The organism is Pseudomonas sp. MF6776 (genome assembly GCF_016613125.1).
GTDB classification, from domain to species: Bacteria; Pseudomonadota; Gammaproteobacteria; order Pseudomonadales; family Pseudomonadaceae; genus Aquipseudomonas; species Aquipseudomonas iridis.
Genome location: NZ_JAENSQ010000011.1, coordinates 187,697 through 211,334, shown reverse-complemented (window position 1 = coordinate 211,334; position 23,638 = coordinate 187,697). Strand labels below are relative to the sequence as shown.

Sequence of the window (23,638 nt, the reverse complement as noted above, 5' to 3'; positions counted from 1 at the left end):
TGACCGTCGAAGCCGTCAATCGGACAGTAGCGAGGATCAATCTACGCCCGCGCAAGCGCTTGGGCTGGAAGACGCCGTACGAAGTGCATACAGGGGTGAGCGTTGCACTTATGTGTTGAATTCAGGTAGGAAAAACACGAAGCTTGGTTTATTTCAGGCAAAAAAAGCCCCGCCAATTGGCGGGGTTGAGGTACGAGCGTGTGGCGCTCGAAAATGTGTGCACAAGCGGCCCTCCGTCGCCGGAGGGCCGCCTGGATTACAGCAGGATGGTGCGGATGTCCGCCAGCAGGCTGCCCAGACGCTGGGTGAAGCGTGCAGCAGCGGCGCCGTTGATCACACGGTGATCATAGGACAGCGACAGCGGCAGCATCAGTTTCGGCTGGAAGGCTTTGCCGTCCCAGACTGGCTGGATGGTTGCCTTGGAAACACCGAGGATCGCCACTTCCGGCGCGTTGACGATCGGCGTGAAGCCGGTGCCGCCAATGTGGCCTAGGCTGGAAATGGTGAAGCAGGCGCCTTGCATGTCGTCAGCGGTAAGCTTCTTGTCGCGGGCTTTGGCGGCCAGCGCAGCGGCTTCGGCTGCCAGTTGCAACAGGCTCTTCTGGTCGACGTTCTTGATGACCGGTACCAGCAGGCCATCCGGGGTGTCGACGGCGAAGCCGATGTTCACGTACTTCTTGCGGATGATCGCCTTGCCGCTTGGTGCCAGCGAACTGTTGAAGTCCGGCAGCTCCTTGAGCATGTGCGCGCACGACTTGAGCAGCAGCGGCAGGATGGTCAGCTTGACGCCGGCCTTCTCTGCAACGGCTTTCTGTGCGACGCGGAACGCTTCCAGCTCAGTGATATCAGCCGAGTCGAACTGAGTCACGTGCGGAATATTCAGCCAGCTGCGGTGCAGGCTCGACGCGCCGATTTGCATCAGGCGAGTCATCGGCACTTCTTCGATTTCGCCGAAACGGCTGAAGTCGACAACCGGAATCGGCGGGATGCCCGCACCACCGGTAGCGCCAGCAGCAGCGGCCGGTGCTTCCTTGGCCTTCTGCATCATCGCTTTGACGTAAACCTGCACGTCTTCTTTCAGAATACGACCGTGCGGACCGCTGGCGCCGACTGCGTTCAGCTCAACGCCGAATTCGCGGGCCAGTTGACGCACGGCAGGGCCGGCGTGAACTTTCGCGCCCGGCTTGGCCGGGGCGGCGGCTGGTGCGGCAGCAGCGGGTGCAGGTGCAGGTGCAGCGGCAGCCGGGGCAGCAGCGGCAGGTGCTGGAGCACTTGCAGCGGCAGCTGGAGCCGGGGCAGCAGCAGGTGCCGCGCCTTTGACTTTCAGCTTCAGAATCAGGTCGCCAGTGCCGACTTCGTCATCCAGCTTGATGGAAACGCTTTCGACCACGCCAGCGGCAGGCGACGGGATTTCCATGCTCGCCTTGTCGGATTCCAGAGTGATCAGCGATTGATCAGCTTCGACGGTGTCGCCAGCCTTGACCAACACTTCGATGATCTTGGCCTTGCCGGCCGAACCGATGTCCGGAACGTGGATGTCCTGAACGCTGTCAGCCACCGGTGCAGCTGGCGCGGCTGCCGGGGCAGGCGCAGCAGCAGCGGCTGGCGCAGCAGCCTGAGCCGGAGCGGCAGCAGCAGGGGCCGCAGCACCCGCCACTTCCAGATCCAGAATCAGGTCGCCGGTACCCACTTCGTCGTTGAGCTTGACGCTGATGGCCTTGACCACGCCAGCGGCAGGCGACGGGATTTCCATGCTCGCCTTGTCGGATTCAAGGGTGATCAGCGATTGATCAGCTTCGACGGTGTCGCCGACCTTGACCTGGATCTCGATGATCTGCGCCTTGCCCGACGAACCGATGTCCGGCACGTGCACTTGCTGAACCGAAGCGGCAGCAGGGGCAGCGGCTGGCGCGGCAGCAGCAGGAGCGGCAGCCGGTTTGGCTTCAGCTTTTGCAGCAGGCGCCGCGGCAGGCGCGGGGGCCGCTTCAGCGGCGCCCTCGACTTCCAGCTCCAGCAGTTCGTCGCCTTCTTTCAGACGGTCGCCCAGCTTCACTTTCAGGCTCTTGATGACGCCGGCTTTCGGGGCTGGCACTTCCATGCTGGCCTTGTCCGATTCCAGGGTCAGGATGCTCTGGTCGGCTTCGATACGGTCGCCGACCTTCACAAACAGTTCAATTACTTCACCTTCACCGCTGCCGATGTCAGGTACGCGAATGAGTTCGCTCACAAAATGTCTCCTCAGCAGTCCAGTGGGTTGCGTTTTTCCGGGTCGATGCCGAACTTGGTGATGGCTTCAGCCACAACCTTGGGTTCGATATCACCACGGTCAGCCAGTGCTTCCAGGGCTGCCAACACCACGAAATGACGGTCGACTTCGAAGAAATGACGCAGTTTCTTGCGGCTGTCGCTGCGGCCGAAACCGTCGGTGCCCAGGACCTTGAATTCCTTGGACGGTACCCACTGACGGATCTGCTCGGCGAACAGCTTCATGTAGTCGGTAGAGGCAATGACCGGACCTTTACGGCCGCTCAGGCACTCTTCAACGTAGCTCTTCTGAGGCTTCTGGCCAGGCTTGAGACGGTTGCTGCGCTCTACGGCCAGGCCGTCGCGACGCAGTTCGTTGAAGCTGGTGACGCTCCACACGTCGGCGCCGATGTTGAACTGTTCACGCAGGATCTTCGCCGCTTCACGCACTTCGCGCAGGATGGTGCCGGAGCCCATCAGCTGTACGTGGTGTGCTGCTTCGCGGGTGTCTTCTTCGAGCAGGTACATGCCCTTGATGATGCCTTCCTCTGCACCGGCCGGCATGGCGGGTTGCTGGTAGGACTCGTTCATCACGGTGATGTAGTAGAAAACGTCCTGCTGCTCTTCGGTCATCTTCTTCATGCCGTCCTGAATGATCACCGCCAGCTCGTAGCCGTAGGTTGGATCAAAGGTGCGGCAGTTCGGGATGGTGGCAGCCAGGATGTGGCTGTGACCGTCTTCGTGTTGCAGGCCTTCACCGTTCAGGGTGGTCCGGCCCGCGGTACCGCCGATCAGGAAGCCACGGGTACGGCTGTCGCCTGCTGCCCAAGCCAGGTCGCCAATACGCTGGAAGCCGAACATCGAGTAGAAGATGTAGAACGGCAGCATTGGCTGGTTGTGGCTGGAGTACGAAGTACCGGCAGCGATGAAGGAGCTCATGGCGCCCGCTTCGTTGATGCCTTCTTCGAGGATCTGGCCCTTTTTGTCTTCCTTGTAGAACATCACCTGGTCTTTATCGACTGGCTCGTAGAGCTGGCCGACGGACGAGTAGATGCCCAACTGACGGAACATGCCTTCCATACCAAAGGTACGGGCTTCGTCCGGGATGATCGGCACGATACGCGAGCCGATTTCCTTGTCCTTGACCAGTTGCGCGAGGATCCGCACGAAAGCCATGGTGGTGGAGATTTCACGGTCGCCCGAGCCGTCGAGGATAGCCTTGAGGGTATCGAGTGGCGGTGTAGGAATGTCGAAGGACTTGGCGCGGCGCTGTGGCACGAAACCGCCCAGTGCAGTGCGGCGCTCGCTCAGGTAGCGGGCTTCGGCGCTGTTTGGCTCTGGCTTGAAGAACGGCAGGTTCTCCAGCTCTTCATCCTTGACCGGGATGTCGAAGCGATCGCGGAACAACTTCAGGCTGTCGACATCGACTTTCTTGGTGTTGTGCGCAGTGTTTTTCGCTTCGCCGGCACCAGTGCCATAACCCTTGATGGTCTTGGCCAGGATGACGGTTGGTTGTTCTTTGTGGTTGACCGCTTCGTGGTACGCCGCGTAGACCTTGTACGGGTCGTGGCCGCCACGGTTGAGTTTCCAGATCTCGTCGTCGGACAGATCGGCAACCATCGCCTTGAGTTCTGGCGAGTTGAAGAAGTGTTCACGCACGAACGCGCCGTCTTTGGCTTTGTAGTTCTGGTACTCGCCGTCGATGACTTCATCCATGCGACGTTGCAGGATGCCGTCGACGTCTTTGGCCAGCAGTGGGTCCCAGAAACGGCCCCAGATGACTTTGGTCACGTTCCACTGAGCACCGCGGAACACGCCTTCGAGTTCCTGGATGATCTTGCCGTTACCGCGAACCGGGCCGTCGAGGCGCTGCAGGTTGCAGTTGATGACGAAGATCAGGTTGTCGAGCTTCTCGCGGCCAGCCAGGGAGATGGCGCCCAGGGATTCTGGTTCGTCGCACTCGCCGTCGCCCAGGAAGCACCAGACTTTTTGCTTGCCTTCCGGGATGAAGCCACGAGCTTCCAGGTACTTCATGAAACGTGCCTGGTAGATCGCCTGGATCGGACCCAGACCCATCGATACGGTCGGGAACTGCCAGAAATCAGGCATCAGCCAAGGGTGCGGGTAGGACGACAGGCCCTGACCGTCTACTTCCTGGCGGAAGTTGTTCATCTGGTCTTCGGTGATGCGGCCTTCCATGAATGCACGGGCGTAAACGCCTGGCGAGGTGTGGCCCTGGAAGTAGATCAGGTCGCCGCCGTGTTCGTCGGTCGGGGCCTGGAAGAAGTAGTTGAAGCCGATGTCATACAGGGTCGCACTGGAAGCGAAGCTGGAGATGTGACCACCCAGGTCAGAATCTTTCAGGTTCGTACGCATTACCATGGCCATCGCGTTCCAGCGTACCAACGAGCGAATGCGGCGTTCCATGAACAGGTCGCCAGGCATGCGTGCTTCGTGGGTCACGGGGATGGTGTTGCGGTAAGGCGTGGTGATGGCGTAAGGGAGCTGCGAGCCGCTGCGGGTCGCGAGTTCGCCCATACGGGTCATCAGATAGTGAGCACGGTCTTCGCCTTCTTTGTCGAGAACCGATTCCAGGGCGTCCAGCCATTCCTGGGTTTCGACGGGATCGAGGTCTTGCATGGCTTGCTCCAGGGCGGAAAGGCTTCCAGAATCGGTTGCCTGAGTTTGCGACTGGCCTTGTGGGCAGACGATTTAAAATTCTTGGATTGCCGACAGGTTGTTCCGGCGGCGTGTAGTTTTACTACAAATCTTCCGGCATTTCAGCCTTTCGAATGTATAGACGAGTAGTAAAACTACAGATGAAAGGCTTGTGGCCTCCGACTACGTTGTGAGAATAATCGTTAAGGTTGGTCGATTGCCATCCGAAAAAGGTGAAAGTTTGATGCTGGCTGCCAAAGAAAAAGAAATATCAGCTATTTCTAACTTTTGTTCGACAGTCTTTCAGGTAGCGGGTTTTCACCGTTCACTACAAGCGGCCATTTACACGCCGATCAAGGATAGACCATGACCCTGCCCGTGCTTGCCGAACTGCCCGCCATTCTCCTGCCGTTGGTCACTCGATCCGAGCAGTCGTTCCGTACGGCCGTCGCCGCGCTTGAAGACGATCATGGCTTCTCGAACTGGACATCCGAACGCTGGGCGCAATTTGCCCGCGTCAGCGGCGCCAGCGAGTTCGTCATTGAACAGAGCGTTCGTGACCCTTTGATGTTACTGACGCTGGTGCAGTCCGGTGAGCTCGACCGGCCGTTTGCCCCCGGCGAATTGTGCGCGCAAATAGCCGCTGCAGTGGCGGCCGCCCAGACCGAAGATGAACTCGGTCACGTCCTGCGCCGTCAGCGCGCACGCCATCAGGTGCGGATTATCTGGCGTGATCTGACCCGCCAGGCCGATCTCGTGCAGACCTGCCGTGATCTGTCGGACATGGCCGATGCCTCTATCGATCAAGCCTATCAATGGTTGTACAGCCGCCATTGTCAGCAGTTCGGCACGCCGACCGGGCGTCGCAGCGGTTTGCCACAGCAGATGGTCATTCTTGGCATGGGCAAGCTCGGCGCTGTTGAGTTGAACCTGTCCTCGGACATCGACCTGATCTTCGCCTACCCCGAGGGCGGCGAAACCGTTGGCGTGAAGCGCGCGCTGGATAATCAGGAATTCTTCATCCGACTGGGCCAGCGCCTGATCAAGGCGCTGGACCCAATGACCGTCGATGGTTTCGTGTTCCGTGTCGACATGCGTCTGCGTCCATATGGTTCATCGGGCGCGCTGGTGCTGAGCTTCAATGCGCTGGAGCAGTATTACCAGGATCAGGGTCGCGACTGGGAACGCTACGCAATGATCAAGGCTCGCGTGGTGGCCGGCGATCAAGTGGCGGGTGCGCAGTTGCTCGATATGCTGCGGCCGTTTGTTTACCGGCGTTATCTGGACTTCTCGGCAATCGAAGCGCTGCGCACCATGAAGCAGCTGATTCAGCAGGAAGTCCGGCGCAAGGGCATGGCCGACAACATCAAGCTCGGTTCGGGTGGGATCCGCGAGGTCGAGTTCATCGCCCAGGCTTTTCAACTGATCCACGGCGGGCGTGATCTGAGTCTGCAACAGCGTCCTCTATTAAAGGTGTTGAGCACGCTGGAAGGTCAGGGTTATCTGCCACCCGCGGTGATCAGCGAGTTGCGCGAGGGGTATGAGTTTCTGCGTTACACCGAGCACGCGATCCAGGCGATTGCCGACCGCCAGACCCAGATGCTGCCGGATGGCGCTCAGGATCAGGCGCGTATCGCATTCATGCTCGGGTTTGCCGACTGGGAAGCCTTCCACGAAAAACTGATGTTCTGGCGCGGCCGGGTGGCCTGGCACTTCGCGCAGGTGATCGCTGATCCTGATGAGGAAGAGGGCACCGAAAGCGAAGTGGTGGTTGGCGGTGAATGGCTGCCGTTGTGGGAAGAGGCGCAGGACGAAGAGGCTGCCTGCCGTCAGTTGGAGGAGGGCGGTTTCAGTGATGCACCGAAAGCGCTGAAGGCCTTGGCCGGGCTGCGCGGCAGTCCGCAATTGCGGGCGATGCAGCGTCTGGGGCGCGAACGTCTGGATTTGTTCATCCCGCGCCTGATCGCCCAAGCGGTTGAGCATGACAACCCTGATCTGGTGCTTGAGCGTGTGCTGCCACTGGTTGAAGCGGTGGCGCGGCGCTCGGCGTACCTGGTGTTGCTGACGGAAAACCCCGGTGCGCTGCGTCGCTTGTTGACGTTGTGTGCGGCAAGTCCGTGGATTGCCGAACAGATCACCCGCTTTCCGCTGTTGCTCGATGAATTGCTCAACGAAGGACGCTTGTTCAAGCCGCCATTGGCGCCGGAACTTGCCGCTGAATTGCGCGAGCGTCTGACGCGGATTCCCGAAGACGACCTCGAACAACAGATGGAAGCCCTGCGCCATTTCAAACTGGCGCACCGCTTGCGCGTCGCCGCGTCGGAAATCGCCGGCAGTTTGCCGCTGATGAAGGTCAGCGATTATCTGACCTGGCTGGCCGAGGCAATTCTTGCGCAAGTGCTGGCGCTGGCCTGGCGCCAGACCGTGGCCAAGTACGGCACGCCGTTGCGTACCGACGGCACGTTGTGCGATCCCGGGTTCATCATTGTCGGTTACGGCAAAGTCGGCGGCCTGGAATTGGGGCATGGTTCGGACCTCGATCTGGTGTTCATCCACGACGGCGATCCACAGGCAGAAACCGATGGCCCGAAACCGATTGATGGCGCGCAATTCTTCACGCGGCTGGGGCAGCGGATCATCCACTTGCTGACGGCGCAGACCAACTCCGGTCAGCTTTATGAAGTGGATATGCGTTTGCGGCCGTCCGGTGCGTCGGGGTTGCTGGTGAGTTCGCTGGGTGCGTTCGCCCGCTATCAGGAAAACGAAGCCTGGACGTGGGAGCATCAGGCGCTGGTGCGGGCGCGGGTGCTGGTCGGCAGCCAGGATGTCGGGCAGGCCTTCGAGAAGGTTCGCGCCCAAGTACTGGGTAAAACCCGGGACCTGGCCAAGCTGCAGCAGGAAGTCAGCGAGATGCGCGCGAAGATGCGCGATAACCTCGGCAGCAAGAGCACCGCAGCCGGCACCGCGGCGAACGCCTTCGAGGCCACGGCGCCGTTCGACCTCAAGCAGGACGCCGGAGGTATCGTCGATATTGAATTTATGGTGCAATACGCGGCTCTTGCGTGGTCGCAAAGCCACCCGCCATTGCTGCGCTGGACCGATAACATCCGCATTCTGGAAGAGCTGGAGCACGAAGGGCTGATGCCTGCCGAAGATGCCAGTCTGTTGCGTGAGGCCTATAAAGCCTACCGCTCCGCCGCCCACCGGCAGGCCTTGCAGAAGAACGCCGGGGTGATTGCAGGCGACCAGTTTGCTGAAGAACGGCGACAGGTTTTGCGAATATGGCGTGAGCTGGGGCTAAGCTGAAAAAGGCCAGTGAGGGCTGTGAGATTCAAATGTGGGAGCGAGCCTGCTCGCGAAAACGGAGTGTCAGGCGACATTGATGCTGGATGTGCCGGCCCTTTCGCGAGCAGGCTCGCTCCCACAGTGATCTGCGGTGGATCGCAGATGTGTGACCGGATGCAAAACCCTGTGGGAGCTGGCTTGCCAGCGATAGCGGAGTATCAGACGACAATAATGTTGAATGTGACGACCCCATCGCGAGCAGGCTCGCTCCCACAGTGATCTGCGGTGAATCGCGGATGTTGGAACGGATGCAAAACCCTGTGGGAGCTGGCTTGCCAGCGATAGCGGAGTATCAGACGACAATAATGTTGAATGTGACGCCCCCATCGCGAGCAAGCTCGCTCCCACAGTAGATCTACAGTGTTTGTAGAATTCTCGAGGCGGGGAGGCATTGGCCTCCCCGGTTCGTTTTTGGAAACCACATGAATATTCTGATCGTTGGGCCCAGTTGGGTCGGTGACATGGTGATGGCGCAGACACTGTTTCAGTGTCTCAAGCAACGCCACCCGCAATGCGAAATCGACGTGCTGGCCCCCGAGTGGAGCCGTCCGATCCTTGAGCGCATGCCCGAAGTACGCAAGGCCTTGAGCTTTCCGCTCGGCCACGGCGCGCTTGAATTGGCGACCCGTCGACGGATCGGTAAGTCCCTGCGCGGCCAGTACGACCAGGCGATCCTGCTGCCAAACTCGCTGAAATCGGCGCTGGTGCCATTCTTTGCCGGCATCCCGAAACGCACCGGCTGGCGCGGCGAGTTCCGTTATGGCCTGCTCAACGACGTGCGCACGCTTGATAAAGAGCGCTATCCGCTGATGATCGAGCGTTTCATGGCCCTGGCCTATGAACCGAACGCCGAACTGCCGAAACCGTATCCACGCCCAAGCTTGCAAATCGACCCGGTCACCCGCGAAGCGGCGCTGGCCAAGTTTGGCTTGAGCCTCGACCGCCCGGTGTTGGCTCTGTGCCCAGGCGCCGAGTTCGGCGAATCCAAGCGCTGGCCATCCGAGCATTACGCCAAAGTTGCCGAAGCGCGGATTCGTGAAGGCTGGCAGGTGTGGCTGTTCGGTTCGAAAAACGATCACTCGGTCGGCGAAGACATCCGCGCGCGGCTGATTCCCGGCTTGCGTGAAGAGGCGGTGAATCTCAGCGGTGGCACCTCGTTGGCCGAAGCCATCGACCTGCTGTCCTGCGCCGACTCGGTAGTCTCCAATGACTCCGGCCTGATGCACGTCGCCGCCGCGCTGAACCGCCCGTTGGTGGCGGTTTATGGTTCGACCTCCCCAGGCTTTACCCCGCCGCTGGCCGAGCACGTCGAAATCGTCCGTTTGGGCCTCGATTGCAGCCCGTGCTTCGACCGAACCTGCCGTTTCGGCCATTACAACTGCCTGCGCCAGCTGATGCCGGACGCGGTCAACGATGCCTTGCAGAAATTGCACGGCTCTGTGGTCGAGGTTCATTAAGTTGCGGGTATTGCTGATCAAGACTTCATCGCTGGGCGACGTGATCCATGCGTTGCCGGCGCTGACCGACGCGGCCCGGGCCATTCCCGGAATCAAGTTCGACTGGGTGGTGGAAGAAGGCTTTGCCGAGATTCCGACCTGGCACCCGGCCGTTGACAAAGTGATTCCGGTGGCGATCCGTCGCTGGCGCAAAAGTCTTTGGAAAACCATCACCAGCGGCGAGTGGAAACGCTTCAAGCAGAGCGTGCGCGCGAACAAATACGATTTGGTGATCGACGCGCAGGGCTTGCTGAAAAGCGCCTGGCTGACCCGTTACGTCAAAGCACCGGTGGCCGGTCTCGATAAAGGCTCGGCCCGTGAGCCGATGGCTGCGCGATTCTATGATCGCAAACTGGCCGTGGCCCGCGGTCAACATGCCGTTGAACGCGTGCGTCAGTTGTTTGCCATCGCTCTCGGTTATGACCTGCCCAAAGGCCTGGGCGATTATGGTCTCAACGTCGAGCGTCTGGTCGAGCTGCCGCGCAAGAACGCCTTCGTGGTATTTCTCCACGGTACGACGTGGGACACCAAGCACTGGCCGGAAGCTTACTGGCGGGAGCTGACCGAGCGTGTCGGTTATCTCGGCGTTGGCGTGAAACTGCCATGGGGCAACCCGCTGGAAAAGGCTCGCGCCGAGCGCATCGCCGCCGGTTTCAAACACGCCGAAGTCCTGCCGAAGCTGAATCTGGCCGGTGTCGGCAAAGTCCTTGCCGGCGCACAAGCCTGTGTGGCAGTGGACACAGGTCTCGGCCACTTGGCGGCGGCGCTGGACGTGCCGACCATCTCGCTGTTCGGCCCGACCAACCCGGGCCTGACCGGCGCCTACGGCAAGTTGCAGATTCACATGGCCAGCGACTTTCCATGCGCGCCGTGCCTGCAGAAAAAATGCACTTATCAACCGACCGAGCAGGATGCCCGTCAGTTTGACCTGAAGCGTGAACAGCCTCTGTGCTTTACGCGTCTGAACCCCGAGCGTGTCGCCAGCCGACTGAGCACGTTGTTAATGGCTGAGGAGCTGCGCTGATGCAATTGGCATTCGTCCTGTACAAATATTTCCCGTTCGGTGGCTTGCAGCGCGATTTCATGCGCATCGCCCTCGAATGCCAGAAGCGCGGCCACCAGATCCGCGTCTACACGCTGATCTGGGAAGGCGACGTGCCGCCCGGTTTCGAAGTGCTGGTGGCGCCGGTCAAGGCGTTCTTCAATCACCGTCGCAACGAAAAACTCAGTGCGTGGATGGAAGCGGATCTGGCGAAGCGCCCGGTGGATCGCCTGATCGGGTTCAACAAAATGCCCGGTCTGGATGTGTATTACGCCGCCGACGGTTGCTTCGAAGACAAGGCGCAGAACCTGCGCAATTCGCTGTACCGTCGCTGGGGCCGCTATCGCCACTTCGCCGAGTACGAGCGCGCGGTGTTCGCCAAAGAGGCGAAAACCGAAGTGCTGATGATTTCCGAAGTGCAGCAGCCGCTCTTCATCAAGCACTACGACACGCCACTCGAGCGCTTCCATTTGCTGCCGCCGGGCATTGCTCAGGATCGTCGCCGCCCGGCGGATGCCGATGAGATTCGCGCCGGTTTCCGTACGGAATTCAAGCTCAAGGACGACGACCTGCTACTGGTGCAGATCGGTTCCGGATTCAAGACCAAAGGCGTCGATCGCAGTCTTAAAGCCCTGGCCGCATTGCCCGCCGAACTGAAGAAACGCACCCGGCTGTTTGTAATCGGCCAGGATGACCCCAAATTGTTCCAGATGCAGAGCGCCACTTTGGGCCTGGGCGACAACGTGACGTTCCTCAAGGGCCGCAGCGATATTCCGCGGTTCTTGCTCGGCGCCGATCTGTTGATCCACCCGGCGTACAACGAAAATACCGGTACAGTGCTGCTCGAAGCGTTGGTTGCAGGCCTGCCTGTGCTGGTCAGCGCGGTGTGCGGTTATGCCCACTACATTGCCGAGGCGGATGCCGGGCGAGTGCTGGACGAGCCGTTCGATCAGGCGCAACTGACGCGATACCTGACCGATATGTTGAACGACGACGCTGCACGCGCGGCCTTGAGCCGCAATGGTCTGGCGTTCGCCGAAACGGCCGACCTTTACAGCATGCCGCAACACGCGGCGGATGTGATTCTGGCGGAGCACGCTTAAATGAAGTTGATGCTGGCTGAACCGTTCAAGAGCCTCTGGGCCGGACGCGACCCGTTCGCCGAAGTCGAGGGCTTGCAGGGCGAGGTGTACCGCGAGCTCGAAGCGCGCCGGACGCTGCGCACCGAAGTCGACGGCCATGGATTTTTTGTGAAGATCCATCGTGGCATCGGCTGGGGTGAGATCTTCAAGAACCTGCTGACCGCCAAGCTGCCGGTGCTCGGCGCGGGTCAGGAGTGGAAAGCCATCCAGCGCTTGCAGGAAGTCGGCGTGCCAACCATGACTGCCGTGGCGTATGGCGAAAAGGGCAGCAACCCGGCCGACCAGCATTCGTTCATCGTCACCGAAGAACTGGCGCCGACCATCAGCCTCGAAGACTTCAGCATCGACTGGCTCAAGCAGCCACCGCAGCCGAAACTCAAGCACGCGCTGATTGCCGAAGTGGCGCGCATGACCGGCATGATGCACCGCGGGGGCGTCAATCACCGCGACTGCTACATCTGCCACTTCCTGCTGCACACCGACAAACCGGTGACGGCGGATGATTTCAAACTCTCGGTGATCGACCTGCACCGCGCCCAGACCCGCGTCAGAATCACGCAACGCTGGCGCGACAAGGATCTGGCGGCGCTGTACTTTTCCGCCCTGGACATCGGCCTGACCCGTCGCGACAAGCTGCGATTCCTCAAGGGCTATTTCCAGCAGCCGCTACGGCAGATTCTGGCGCAAGAAGCGCCGCTGCTTAACTGGCTGGAAGGTAAAGCCAGCAAGCTCTACGCACGTAAACAGCGTTACGGGGATGCGCTCTGATGGCGGGTTGGACTCTTGAGCCGACGTACAGCGATCTGGCCGAAGATTTCGGCAGTCTGGAAGCCGTATTTGCCCTGCAAGGCGAGCGGCTTACGCGCGATCTGCTGTCCGAAGTGGTTCGCGTGCAGCGCGGTGGCGTCAACTATTACGTCAAACGCTACGTCGGTGCAGGCAAGGGCCTGCGCCGTTACCTCGGTAAACCGCGCGTGAAGATGGAATGGCAGAACCTCAAACGGTTCGCCAAATGGGGCATTCCCACCGCTGAAGTGGTGGCGTGGGGGCTTGAGCGACGCGGCGCGGCTTACGACCGTGGTGCGATGATCACCCGCGAACTGCCCAATACCGAAGACCTCGCCGCACTCGCCGAGCGCAAGGATCCCAAGCTCAAGGATCGCGCCTGGGTGGACGCCGTCAGCCAACAGTTGGCCGGTTATACGCGCACGATGCATGATCACCGTTTTACCCATAACGATTTGAAATGGCGCAACCTGTTGATCGACGATCAGGCGCGCATATTTCTTATTGATTGCCCCAATGGCGAATTCTGGCGCGGCTTCTGGCTCAAGTATCGGATCACCAAGGATCTGGCCTGTCTCGACAAGCTCGCCAAATATCACCTGTCCAATACCCAACGCCTGCGCTTTTATATGCAATACCGCCAGTGCGATCGGCTCAATACTGCCGACAAGAATCGGATTCGGCACGTGGTGAGATTTTTCGAGGGACGCGAATGACTGACTTTCTCGCCAATGAAGACCGTGCGTTGCTTGAGCGCCACGGCCTGGGCACTTTTGACGCCCTGTGGGCCAAACAGCTTGAGGCGGTGGACGAGCCCAATACCGCCCGTGGCGGTTGGAGCAGCGTGTTCCGTCTCGATCTCGAAGGTCAGGGTTTCTACCTCAAGCGCCAGAGCAATTACCTGACCCGCACCTTGCATGCGCCGTTCGGCGAGCCAAGTTTTGCCCGCGAATTTCGTAATATCAGCCGCTACCGCAAGCTCGGTATACCCGCGCTGCAAGCGGCGTTTTTCGGTGAGCGCAAAGTCGCTGGCGAAGTCCGCGCGATTCTGCTGACGCGTGCGCTGGATGGCTGGAGCGACCTGGAGTCGCTGCTTGCACGCTGGTCGCAGCTCAGCGCTGGGCAACAGTCGGCCATCCTCAAGGCCTGCGGGTTGCTGGCGCGGCAGTTGCACGGCGTGCGTCAGGTGCATGGCTGTTTTTATCCCAAACACATTTTTCTTCAGGCCCGTGGCGACGGGTATCAGGCGCAATTGATCGACCTGGAGAAAACCCGGCCGTTGTTGTTCGGCATGCGTGACCGGATCAAGGATCTGGAGCCGCTGCAGCGCCGCGCACCGCAGTGGAACGAGGCGCAACTGCGCGAGTTACTGTCGGCCTATCTCGATCAGCCTGTGGACAGTTCGCTGCTCGACAGCTGGCTCGCCCGGCTGACTGCGCGCCGCAGTCACAAGGAGACTCGCTGATGCAATTGTCCGAGCTGGCCACTGTCGGGCGTACCCCGCAATTGCCGCTGACAGTCACCCTGGCCGATGCGGCCGGTGCTGCGGATTTGCAGTTGCTGAGCCTGCTGCGCGTGTTGCCAGGGCAACGTTACGTCGGTGCCGGCGTTTGGCGTGGTCGTCCGGTATTGGCCAAATTGCTGGTCGGCAGCAAGGCTGCTCGACATTTTCAGCGTGAACTGGAAGGCGTGCGCCTGTTGGCCGCACAAGGGCTGACGACACCGCTGCTGCTGGCCGATGGCCTGAGCGGTGAGGGTGGCTGGCTGCTGTTCGACTTCCTGGAAGGCGCGCAAAGCCTTGGCGATGCCTGGGCGCAAGTCGAGGCACTGCCGCCGCTGGCGGATGAACAAACCGCGGTGCTGGCCGAGGCGCTTGCCGCCATTGGCCAGTTGCACGGCAAAGGGCTTTGGCAGGAAGACCTGCACCTGGACAATCTGCTGCGCCACGGCGGTCAGTTGTACTTAATCGACGGTGCCGGCATTTGCGTGGAAACCGCCGGTCAGCCGTTGTCGCGGGAAAAAGTCCTGGAAAATCTCGGCGTGTTTTTCGCCCAGTTGCCCAAGGCGTTGGAGCCGTTCACCGAAGAGCTGCTGGTGTATTACCTGCTGAGCAACAGCGAGCACGCTTTGCCGCTGGAAGCCTTGCAGAAGCAGATCGACAAGGTACGCCGCTGGCGCCTGAAGGATTACCTGATCAAGGTCGGCCGCGAATGCACCCTGTTCAGCGTCCGCCGTGGTGCGTTTGGCCTGCAGGCGATTCGTCGCGAGGAAGAAGCGGCCATGGTTCCGGTGCTTGAACAGGCGGATGCGCTGCTTGAGCGCGGCCATCTCTACAAGACCGGCGGCGCGGCAAGCGTCGGCAAGGTCGAAGTGGGGGCGCGCCAATTGGTGATCAAGCGCTACAACATCAAGGATTTTGCGCATTGGCTCAAGCGGTTCTGGCGTCCGAGTCGTGCCTGGCATTCGTGGCGCGAAGGCAATCGCCTGGCGTTTCTCGGGATTGCCACGCCCAAGCCTCTGGCGGTGCTGGAAAAGCGCTTCCTGTGGTTGCGCAGCCGTGCCTATCTGGTGACCGAGTTCCTGCCGGGGCCGGACATCATCGAGCGCTTTGCGCCGTACGTTGAAAATGGCGAAGCACCGGAATCGGAGTTGCAGGCACTGGATCGGTTGTTTGCCCGATTGATTGCCGAGCGCATCAGTCATGGCGATTTCAAGGGCCACAACCTGTTCTGGCACAACGATCGCTGGGCGCTGATCGATCTTGACTCGATGTGTCAGCATGGCTCGCCGGGCAGCTTTGCCCCCGCCTATGCGCGGGACCGGGCGCGATTCATGCGTAACTGGCCCGAGAGCAGTGCGTTATATCAAGTGATCGATCAGCGATTGCCGAAAGATATTTCGAGTGGTGTCTGAGTCGGGTGAGAGATAAGGGCTTTGAAGTGTCTTGCAGTTTCTTCGCAAGCCATGAGCTGTGCCCACAACGGCCTCGGTGCTGATTTTCAGAGATTGCCATCGGTAGCCCGGGACGAAAATCAGTAGAACGCAGCACGATCGCATCGAAAATTTCGACGCGTGGGCGGTTATAGAGTCAGCGGACGAGGAATATGCAAACCATTCACCCCGGGGCAATTCGCACAGGGTAATTCCCGTCACGTTTACGCTATAATCCCGCTCTTTAGCTGTCTATCGCCTTATGCGAGGACACATCAATTTAAAAGGCGCATCGCGCCTGCACGCAGACTAAAGAGGCTAGACCCCTGTGGCATTGACGATTCTTGGCCTGTCCGGCGCCCTTAGCCACGATCCTTCAGCAGCCTTGTACATCGACGGCAAGCTGGTGGCGGCGGCTGAAGAAGAGCGCTTCGTACGCGATAAGCATGCAAAGAACCGCATGCCCTACGAGTCGGCGAAGTTCTGTCTTGAACAGGCCGGCATCAAGCCGTCCGATGTCGACGTAGTGGCAATCCCTTTCGCGCCGATCAGTCTGTTCGGCAAGGCCCGCTGGCACTATGCCAAGCGCTACTGGTACGCCCCGGACCGCGCGCTTGATGCGATCCTGATGGGCAATCGTCGCTACAAGCGCTACCGCAACAAGATCGTCTGGTGCCTCGAGCAACTGGGTTTTGATCCGAAAAAGATCAAGATCGAACCGGTTGAGCACCATTTGGCCCACGCTTCCAGCGCTTACCATTGCTCCGGTTTCAAAGAGAAAACCGCGATACTCGGTATCGACGGCAAGGGTGAGTACGCCACGACCTTCTTCGGTTACGGCGAAAACGGCAAGATCCACAAGATCAAGGAATTCTTCGACCCGGACTCCCTCGGCGGCCTGTACGGCGCAATCACCGAGTTCCTCGGTTTCGAGATGCTCGACGGTGAGTTCAAGGTCATGGGCATGGCGCCCTACGGTGACGCCAGCAAATACGATTTCTCGCGTCTGGCCTCGTTCGAAAATGGCGAACTGGTGATCAACACCGACTACGCCAACGTCATTGGCCTGCGTCGCTACAAAGAGAAGGGCAAAGGCTTCTACTTTTCGCCGAAGCTGATCGAATGGCTGGGCCCGAAACGCGAAGGCGACATCGCTGACGAACCTTACATCCACTACGCCGCGAGCATGCAAGCGCTGTTCGAAAAACTGGCGTTGCAGATGATCGACCACTACTTGGGCGACGTGCTCAAGGAGACCGGCAAACTGGCTTTCGCCGGCGGCTGTGCGTTGAACGTCAAGCTGAACCAGAAAATCATCGCCCGCGATGACATCAAGGAACTGTTCGTGCAGCCGGCGTCCGGCGATGCCGGCACCGCGGTTGGCGCAGCAGCCTATGTGTCACACGCTCGCGGCGTTCCGGTCGAGAAGATGGAACACGTCTACCTCGGCCCGTCGTACAGCAACGAAGATGTGATCGCCGCGTGTGCCCGGCACGAGAGCAAGCCTGTCTGGCGCAAGCTCGACAACATGCCGGAGCAGATCGCCAAAATCATGGTCGATGGCAATCCGGTGGCCTGGTTCCAGGGTCGCATGGAGTTCGGTCCGCGCGCATTGGGCGGTCGTTCGATCATTGGCTGCCCAAGCGTGGCCGGCGTAGCTGACCGGATCAACCACCAGATCAAGTTCCGCGAGCGCTGGAGGCCTTTCTGCCCGTCGATGCTCGACACTGTCGCCCCACAGATGATCAAGATCGATCACCCGGCGCCGTTCATGACGTTCACCTTCGAGGTATCTGAAGAGTGGAAGACCCGTGTGCCCGAAGTTGTCCACGAAGATGGCACGTCTCGCGCCCAGGTGCTCAAGCGCGAATACAATCCGCGCTACTATGACATGATGAAAGCGCTGGAAAACCTGACTGGCAACGGCGTGTCGCTGAACACTTCGCTCAACCGTCGTGGCGAACCGATGATCTGCTCGCCGACTGACGCGCTGAACATGTTTTTCGGCTCCGATCTGGAGTACCTGATCATGGAAGATATTCTGGTCGTTAAAGAGGGTGTAAAAGGATACGCAATTGACTGAAACCCTGATCAGCGTCGTGATCCCCGTTTACAACTACGCGCGAACCCTGCCCCGCGCAGTGGAGTCGGTGTTGGCGCAGTTGGATGAAGCGACGGCGGATTTGCTGGTCATCGACGATGGGTCGACGGACGAGACGCCTGAGGTAGTGGAATCGCTGTTGCTCAAGCATGGCGGGCGTTTTCGCGCGCTGCGCAAAAGCAATGGCGGGTTGTCTACGGTGCGCAATCTGGGGCTTGAAGAAACGACCGGGAAATATCTGGTTTTTCTCGATTCCGACGACGAAATGGCACCTGGTGCACTGGCCGCGATTTCGCAGCACATTGCCAGCAACCCGCAAACTCTGATGATCATTGGCGCGCATTGGTCAGTATTTGCTGACGGCAGGCGCAGCTTGCAGAGCGCCAAGCCTTTGCCGTTGACGTCTCGTCAGCGTTTGCAGGGCTACCTGCTGGACAAGACTGTATCGATATCCAACGGCGCCTGCGCAATGCATCGCGATGTATTCGCTCCGGGCAATTACCCGGAACATTTGCGCAACGTTGAGGATCTGCCGGTGTTTGCCCAGGTATTGGCGCGCTATCCTTGCACCGTTCTCGACAAGCCTCTGGCGCTGATCTACAAGCACGCCGACAGCATGCGTCACGATTTGCGCCAAAGCCTTGCTGCCGGTACGGAGCAGGTCGTCAGCGAGGTGTTTTCGAGTCGACGCATGCCAAAAGAGATGCACGACCTGCGTCAGGCCTTTTTGGCACAGCGTTGCTTGTCGCTGTTTCGCGATTGTTACTCACATGGCGAATACAGCCTGGCCAAGGGCTTCTATTTTCAGGCACTGCGTGCAGACTGGCGCACGTTTTCGCGCTGGTCCTACACTCGCAAGGCTTTGCGTTTGCTGTTTCGATAAATGGTCCGCCGTGACTGCGCGTACCTTGTAATGAGTGTTGGTGAGGTGGCTGGGTGAAAGGCAGGAGCGGGAAAGTGGGTACTCAGGTCTCCAGAATCATCGACGAATACCCGGTATGGCTGGCATTTTTTGGCAGTTTGCTGCTATCGCTGATAGCGGTCATGGGGACTGCGACAGTAGGGCGTGATGCCGCGCTTTACATCGATGTCGCACAACAAGTCACCGAGCATGGTCCCAATGTCGCCTGGGCCTCCTTCGACTGGCCGTGGTTTTCCCTTCTGCTTGCCGCTACCCATTCCATCCTGCGGTTGCCATTGGAACTGAGCGCCTACCTCTGGTGTGGTCTCTTCTTTGCCGGCACCAGCGCGTTGATGGTGGACTGCGTCCGTCAGCGTTCGCCCGACATCACCCGTTGGGCCTGTCTTGTCATGCTGGCAATGCCGGCGGTCAATGCCTTTCGAAATGACATCATCCGTGAGTGCGGCTTCTGGTTTTTTTGCACACTGGCGCTGTGGCTCGCGTTGCGCTGGCAGGCACGTGGAGGCTGGTTGCGTGCGGCATTCATTCATATGGCAATTGTCGCGGCAGCCTTGTTTCGGCTGGAGGCGCTGTTGTTGATGCCGGCGTTGGCGCTGTGGCAATTGCCCAGCCTATGGTCGTCGAGCCGACGCCTGTCGTTCTTTCAGTTTTCGTTGTTGCCGATTCTTGGGTTGCTGGTCGTGTCGGTGACAGGTGTGCTCATGTCGGCGCGCGTGGTGCTGTATCTGGACATGATTGAGCCGCGTGGTGTGTTCGCCTCGTTCCAGATGCTCTGCGATCAGTTCGCCAATTCACTCATCAACAAGTATTCCCAGGATGAAGCGGGCCGGATCATTTTCTTCGGCATCCTTGCGACCATGACGATTACTTTCGTCAAGTTGATGGGGCCGTTTGCCGTCCCGTTCATATTGCGGCGCAACTGGGGCGTACTGAGCATCTACTGGCGCGACTATCGTCCTTTCGCCTGGGCAGCGTTGCTCTATCTGGTGGTACTGGTACTGTTTTTCATCAAGCAACAGTTCATGAACGCGCGCTACATGAGTTTTCTGAATCTGTTGTTTGTGCCTGTGCTGGCGATGGGGTTGGCAGCGTTTGCTCGCGAATTTCCGCGTCTGGGCAAGGGGCTGGTGGTGCTGGCGCTGCTGGTGATGCTCTCGAACGTCATCTCCACCGGGGCCGGGAAAACCCACTATATCGAGGCCGGCCGCTGGATGTCCTCCCATGTCGAACCGGACGCGCCGACTTACTTCTCGGATGGGCGGATCAGCTATTACGCGGGTCGCGGCTACGTGTTGCCAGTCCTGACGCAGGAAGAGGCAATATCGCCAGCGCATGCTGGCGACTACCGCTATTTCGTGATCGAGGCGAAGGGTGACGAGCCATGGCTGAACGAGTGGCTGGCAGCACACAAGCTGCGCATCCTTGAGCATTTCGCCAATCGCAAAGGCGCGACCGTTGTGGTGATTGGTCGCTAGGGTTCAAGCAAGCAGCGGGCGCAGGCGCGAGATCAGCGGCGCTTGCCGGTTGCTCGGCAGGGCCTGTCGGTAACCTTCGATAAAGGTGTCGCCGGCGTCCTGGCCCAGCAACCATTGCCGATCTTCCTTGTAGCGCAGCAGGTGAGCGAAATTGCGCAGGCGTTTGCTGTCGCTGAGCGAGCGCTTCTGGCAGCGCAGGTCGGCGATGTCGATCAGGCCCAGATGGCCGTCGGGGGTCAGCACCACGTTGCCGAAGTGCAGCGATCGAAAGTACACACCCTTCTCGTGCAATTGAGCAAAGTACCCGCCCAGTTGGAATCTCAGTGAGTCAGTCTCTTCGCTGGTGCCTTGTAACTGGCGCACGGTATTGCCCGCCAGCGGACTGTAATACACACAGTCACGCTCGATGCTCGGGATGCGGTACACCGCGATGACTTTGGGGCAGAGGATGCCGCGTTGTTCAAGGGCCCGGGTGTTGTCGGCAAAGCGTTGCGCGTAGGGGTAGAACAGCGCAGAGCTGAGCAGCCGCTTGCGACGGAACAGTTTGAGCATGCGTCCATCGGCCAATCTGAGCACCTTGTCGCCGGAGTCGTCGGCTTCCAGTACGTGTGCACCTTCGCGCAGTGCCTCGTAAGTGCTGTGATCAATCGATTGCATATCTGGCTCCCATCATTAGCGGCGTATCTTAACCGACTTGCTCCAAGGCTGGCGTGAAGTCATGTTTATCGGGGGAAAAACGCGTGTGATATCATCCGCGCCTCACTGAATTGTGCGGATCACCATGAGCAGTCCTGAACCGAAAGCCCAGTCAACGCTGGCGATCTATTTCCGCCTTTTGGCTTACGTGCGGCCTTACGCCGGTCTCTTCCTTCTCAGCATCGTCGGGTTCCTGCTCTTCGCATCGACCCAGCCAATGCTCGCTTACATTCTCAAGTACTTTGTCGACGGTCTGGCCAATCCTGAAGCCAGTCTGTTTCCGGGCAACCCTTATCTGGGCAAGTTGCAGTTGCTCGAAACCGTACCACTGATGATTGTGTTCATCGCCGTATTGCAGGGTGTGGGTTCTTTTCTCGGCAACTTTTTTCTGGCGCGGGTTTCTCTGGGCCTGGTGCATGACTTGCGGGTCGTGCTGTTCAACAAGTTGCTGGATTTACCCAACCGCTTCTTCGACAAGAACAACTCCGGTCATCTGATTTCCCGAATCACCTTCAACGTGACGATGGTCACGGGGGCGGCGACGGATGCGATCAAAGTGGTCATCCGTGAAGGCATGACCGTGATTTTCCTGTTCTGCACCCTGTTGTGGATGAACTGGAAACTCACCCTGGTGATGGTCGCTATCCTGCCGGTGATCGGCATTATGGTGAACAGCACCAGCAAGAAATTTCGCAAGCAAAGCAAAAAGATCCAGGTGTCCATGGGCAACGTCACGCACGTTGCCTCCGAGACCATTCATGGTTATCGCGTTGTGCGCAGTTTTGGTGGCGAAGTCTACGAAAAAGACCGCTTTCGCGACGCCAGCCAAAGCAACACCGACAAGCAGCTGACGATGACCAAGACCGGCGCGGTTTACACACCGATGCTGCAACTGGTGACGTACAGCGCCATGGCGGTGGTCATGTTCCTCGTGCTTTATCTTCGCGGTGACGCATCGCCGGGCGATCTGGTGGCCTACATCACCATGGCCGGTTTGTTGCCCAAGCCTATTCGCCAGCTCTCCGAAGTCAGCTCGACCATCCAGAAAGGCGTGGCTGGTGCCGAGAGTATTTTCGAGCAACTGGATGAGCCGGCGGAAGTGGATCATGGCACGGTCGAGCGCGATCGTCTTGAAGGTCGTCTGGAAGTGCGCAATCTCAGCTTCCAGTACCCGGACACCGACAAAAAGGTGCTCAACGACATCAGCTTTGTCGTCGAGCCTGGGCAGATGGTTGCTCTGGTCGGGCGTTCGGGCAGCGGCAAGTCGACGCTGGCCGGGTTGATTCCGCGCTTCTACCAGCATGAGCAGGGTCAGATTCTGCTTGATGGGGTAGAGGTTCAGGATTTCACCTTGCGCAGCCTGCGTCGCCAGATCGCTCTGGTTACCCAGGCCGTCACGCTGTTCAACGATACGGTGACCAACAACATCGCTTACGGCGATCTGGCTGGCGCCCCTTTCGAAGAGGTCAAACGCGCGGCTACCGAGGCTTATGCTGACGAGTTCATCGTCAAGATGCCGGAGGGTTACGAGACCATGGTCGGCGAAAACGGCGTATTGCTGTCCGGCGGCCAGCGCCAACGCATCGCGATCGCCCGGGCCCTGCTCAAGGATGCACCGTTGCTGATTCTCGACGAGGCCACGTCGGCTCTCGATACGGAGTCGGAACGGCACATTCAGGCAGCACTGGATCATGTGGTGCAGAACCGCACGACGCTGGTCATCGCTCACCGTTTGAGCACCATCGAGAAGGCCGACCTGATTCTGGTCATGGATGAAGGCCGCATCGTCGAGCGTGGCACTCACGCGCAGTTGCTCGAGCAGAACGGCTACTACTCGCGTCTGCATGCCAAAGAGTTTGAAGAGGGTGACGAACCTCAGCCGGCCCACGTGACCAACGTATGCTGACAATGTTTCGCAGCTTTCGTGAGCGCGGCTGGACTGAAATCGACCGGGATGCGTACGCGGGTGCCTGGCAGCGTTTCGGTGGCAGTTTCGCGACACATCCCGAGGTGGTCGAACGGCTTTCGGCCTTCGTTGGCATCGAGTTGCGTTACCTGGGCTGGATCGTTGGCGGTGAGGTGCTTGCCGCCATTCCTTGCTGGGGGCGTCACGTCGCCTTGTCCAAGGAAGTGCTCAAGCGTGAGGGCAAGCGCGGCTTGCTGGACATGGGCAATGCAGAAATCATCCTGCCGATCGCACCCGATATCGTCGTGCCGGTCCGCCAGCGCATGGCCTATGTTTCCCAGCTGAATGCCGAGCAGATCAGCACCTTGAAAGCGCAGCCGGAGGGCCTGGCCCTTGCCCGGTTGCCTGAAGAGTATTCGAAGAAATTTCGCTACAACCAGCGTCGCGAGCAGCGCTTGCTGGAAGAGGCGGGTGGCTCGCTGGTGCCGATGTCCGGATTTACCCCGCAAGAGCAGGCCGCCGCTTACGGCGATCTGTTTCAGCGTCGCTGGGGCTTTGAAGTGCCGGGCAAGGCCGGGCTGGTCGAGGTCTTCACACTGTTGCGCGAATTCATGACCGGCTCGGTGGTCATGCTCGAATCGGCCCCCGTGGCCATTCAGGTTTTGTATCGCGTCGAGGCGCCCGAGTGGGTGTCGCTTGAATACGTCAATGGTGGCGTCGACCCGCAGAGCCGCGAGTTCAGCCCGGGCAGCGTCCTGAGCTTCGTCAACACCCAGCAGGCCTGGGCAGATGCGCAGGCGCTGGGCAAGCCTCTGCGTTATTCATTCGGTCGTGCCGACCGTGAGTACAAGGATCGCTGGTGCCACACGGTGCCGGTCTACAAGGTCTGAATTC

Annotated in this window: 17 protein-coding genes and 1 pseudogene; 15 read left to right on the top strand and 3 right to left on the bottom strand. The window is 59.6% G+C overall.

All coding sequences use genetic code 11. From position 1 onward, the window contains the following. A pseudogene (locus tag JJD74_RS15395) lies at nt 1-119 on the top strand (IS30 family transposase); the annotation flags it as partial. Between the two features lie 137 nt (nt 120-256). Here JJD74_RS15395 and aceF read toward each other — a convergent pair. Further along, nucleotides 257-2,227 carry a dihydrolipoyllysine-residue acetyltransferase gene (aceF, locus tag JJD74_RS15390; protein WP_200615189.1) on the bottom strand — a complete coding sequence of 657 codons (1,971 nt, stop codon included), beginning with the start codon at nt 2,225-2,227 and terminating at the stop codon, nt 257-259. 11 nt (nt 2,228-2,238) lie between these two features. Then, nucleotides 2,239-4,884, bottom strand: a complete 2,646-nt coding sequence (gene aceE, locus JJD74_RS15385; protein WP_042557322.1) for a pyruvate dehydrogenase (acetyl-transferring), homodimeric type — start codon at nt 4,882-4,884, stop codon at nt 2,239-2,241. Between the two features lie 190 nt (nt 4,885-5,074). On the opposite strand from aceE, the gene JJD74_RS15380 reads away from it, so the two are divergent. The 12 genes from JJD74_RS15380 (at nt 5,075) to JJD74_RS15325 (ending at nt 20,142) form a co-directional block, all read left to right on the top strand. Then, nucleotides 5,075-5,272, top strand: a complete 198-nt coding sequence (locus tag JJD74_RS15380; protein WP_150596034.1) for a hypothetical protein — start codon at nt 5,075-5,077, stop codon at nt 5,270-5,272. After that, nucleotides 5,269-8,208 carry a bifunctional [glutamate--ammonia ligase]-adenylyl-L-tyrosine phosphorylase/[glutamate--ammonia-ligase] adenylyltransferase gene (gene glnE, locus JJD74_RS15375; protein WP_200615181.1) on the top strand — a complete coding sequence of 980 codons (2,940 nt, stop codon included), beginning with the start codon at nt 5,269-5,271 and terminating at the stop codon, nt 8,206-8,208. The genes JJD74_RS15380 and glnE overlap by 4 nt, the downstream gene beginning before the upstream one ends. A gap of 461 nt (nt 8,209-8,669) precedes the next feature. Further along, entirely contained in the window at nt 8,670-9,704 is a 1,035-nt protein-coding gene (gene waaF / locus JJD74_RS15370; protein WP_042557324.1) for a lipopolysaccharide heptosyltransferase II, read from the top strand. A gap of 1 nt (nt 9,705) precedes the next feature. Further along, entirely contained in the window at nt 9,706-10,767 is a 1,062-nt protein-coding gene (gene waaC, locus JJD74_RS15365) for a lipopolysaccharide heptosyltransferase I (RefSeq protein ID WP_047299457.1), read from the top strand. Continuing rightward, nucleotides 10,767-11,888, top strand: coding sequence for a glycosyltransferase family 4 protein (locus tag JJD74_RS15360; RefSeq protein WP_200615172.1), 1,122 nt, complete (start codon nt 10,767-10,769; stop codon nt 11,886-11,888). Before waaC ends, JJD74_RS15360 begins: the two co-directional genes overlap by 1 nt. After that, nucleotides 11,889-12,695 carry a lipopolysaccharide core heptose(I) kinase RfaP gene (rfaP, locus tag JJD74_RS15355; RefSeq protein WP_200615170.1) on the top strand — a complete coding sequence of 269 codons (807 nt, stop codon included), beginning with the start codon at nt 11,889-11,891 and terminating at the stop codon, nt 12,693-12,695. Then, nucleotides 12,695-13,429 (top strand): lipopolysaccharide kinase InaA family protein, encoded by a 735-nt coding sequence (locus JJD74_RS15350; protein WP_042557328.1) that lies wholly within the window; start codon nt 12,695-12,697, stop codon nt 13,427-13,429. Before rfaP ends, JJD74_RS15350 begins: the two co-directional genes overlap by 1 nt. Beyond that, nucleotides 13,426-14,178, top strand: coding sequence for a lipopolysaccharide kinase InaA family protein (locus JJD74_RS15345; protein WP_042557329.1), 753 nt, complete (start codon nt 13,426-13,428; stop codon nt 14,176-14,178). The genes JJD74_RS15350 and JJD74_RS15345 overlap by 4 nt, the downstream gene beginning before the upstream one ends. Continuing rightward, nucleotides 14,178-15,626 (top strand): lipopolysaccharide kinase InaA family protein, encoded by a 1,449-nt coding sequence (locus JJD74_RS15340; RefSeq protein ID WP_200615168.1) that lies wholly within the window; start codon nt 14,178-14,180, stop codon nt 15,624-15,626. The genes JJD74_RS15345 and JJD74_RS15340 overlap by 1 nt, the downstream gene beginning before the upstream one ends. A gap of 346 nt (nt 15,627-15,972) precedes the next feature. After that, nucleotides 15,973-17,727, top strand: coding sequence for a carbamoyltransferase family protein (locus JJD74_RS15335; RefSeq protein WP_042557331.1), 1,755 nt, complete (start codon nt 15,973-15,975; stop codon nt 17,725-17,727). Further along, a complete protein-coding gene (locus JJD74_RS15330; RefSeq protein WP_042557332.1) occupies nt 17,720-18,628 on the top strand; it encodes a glycosyltransferase family 2 protein in 909 nt (302 codons plus the stop codon). The genes JJD74_RS15335 and JJD74_RS15330 overlap by 8 nt, the downstream gene beginning before the upstream one ends. A gap of 74 nt (nt 18,629-18,702) precedes the next feature. Next, complete coding sequence (locus JJD74_RS15325; protein ID WP_325166995.1) at nt 18,703-20,142, top strand: hypothetical protein; 1,440 nt, start codon at nt 18,703-18,705, stop codon at nt 20,140-20,142. A gap of 3 nt (nt 20,143-20,145) precedes the next feature. Here JJD74_RS15325 and JJD74_RS15320 read toward each other — a convergent pair whose 3' ends face one another. Beyond that, a complete protein-coding gene (locus tag JJD74_RS15320) occupies nt 20,146-20,799 on the bottom strand; it encodes a lipopolysaccharide kinase InaA family protein (protein ID WP_200615162.1) in 654 nt (217 codons plus the stop codon). Nucleotides 20,800-20,923: 124 nt separating this feature from the next. On the opposite strand from JJD74_RS15320, the gene msbA reads away from it, so the two are divergent. Both msbA and JJD74_RS15310 read left to right on the top strand, forming a co-directional pair. Further along, nucleotides 20,924-22,744 carry a lipid A export permease/ATP-binding protein MsbA gene (msbA, locus tag JJD74_RS15315; protein ID WP_200615160.1) on the top strand — a complete coding sequence of 607 codons (1,821 nt, stop codon included), beginning with the start codon at nt 20,924-20,926 and terminating at the stop codon, nt 22,742-22,744. Further along, entirely contained in the window at nt 22,738-23,634 is an 897-nt protein-coding gene (locus JJD74_RS15310) for a GNAT family N-acetyltransferase (RefSeq protein ID WP_047299462.1), read from the top strand. Before msbA ends, JJD74_RS15310 begins: the two co-directional genes overlap by 7 nt. Nucleotides 23,635-23,638: the final 4 nt, after the last annotated feature.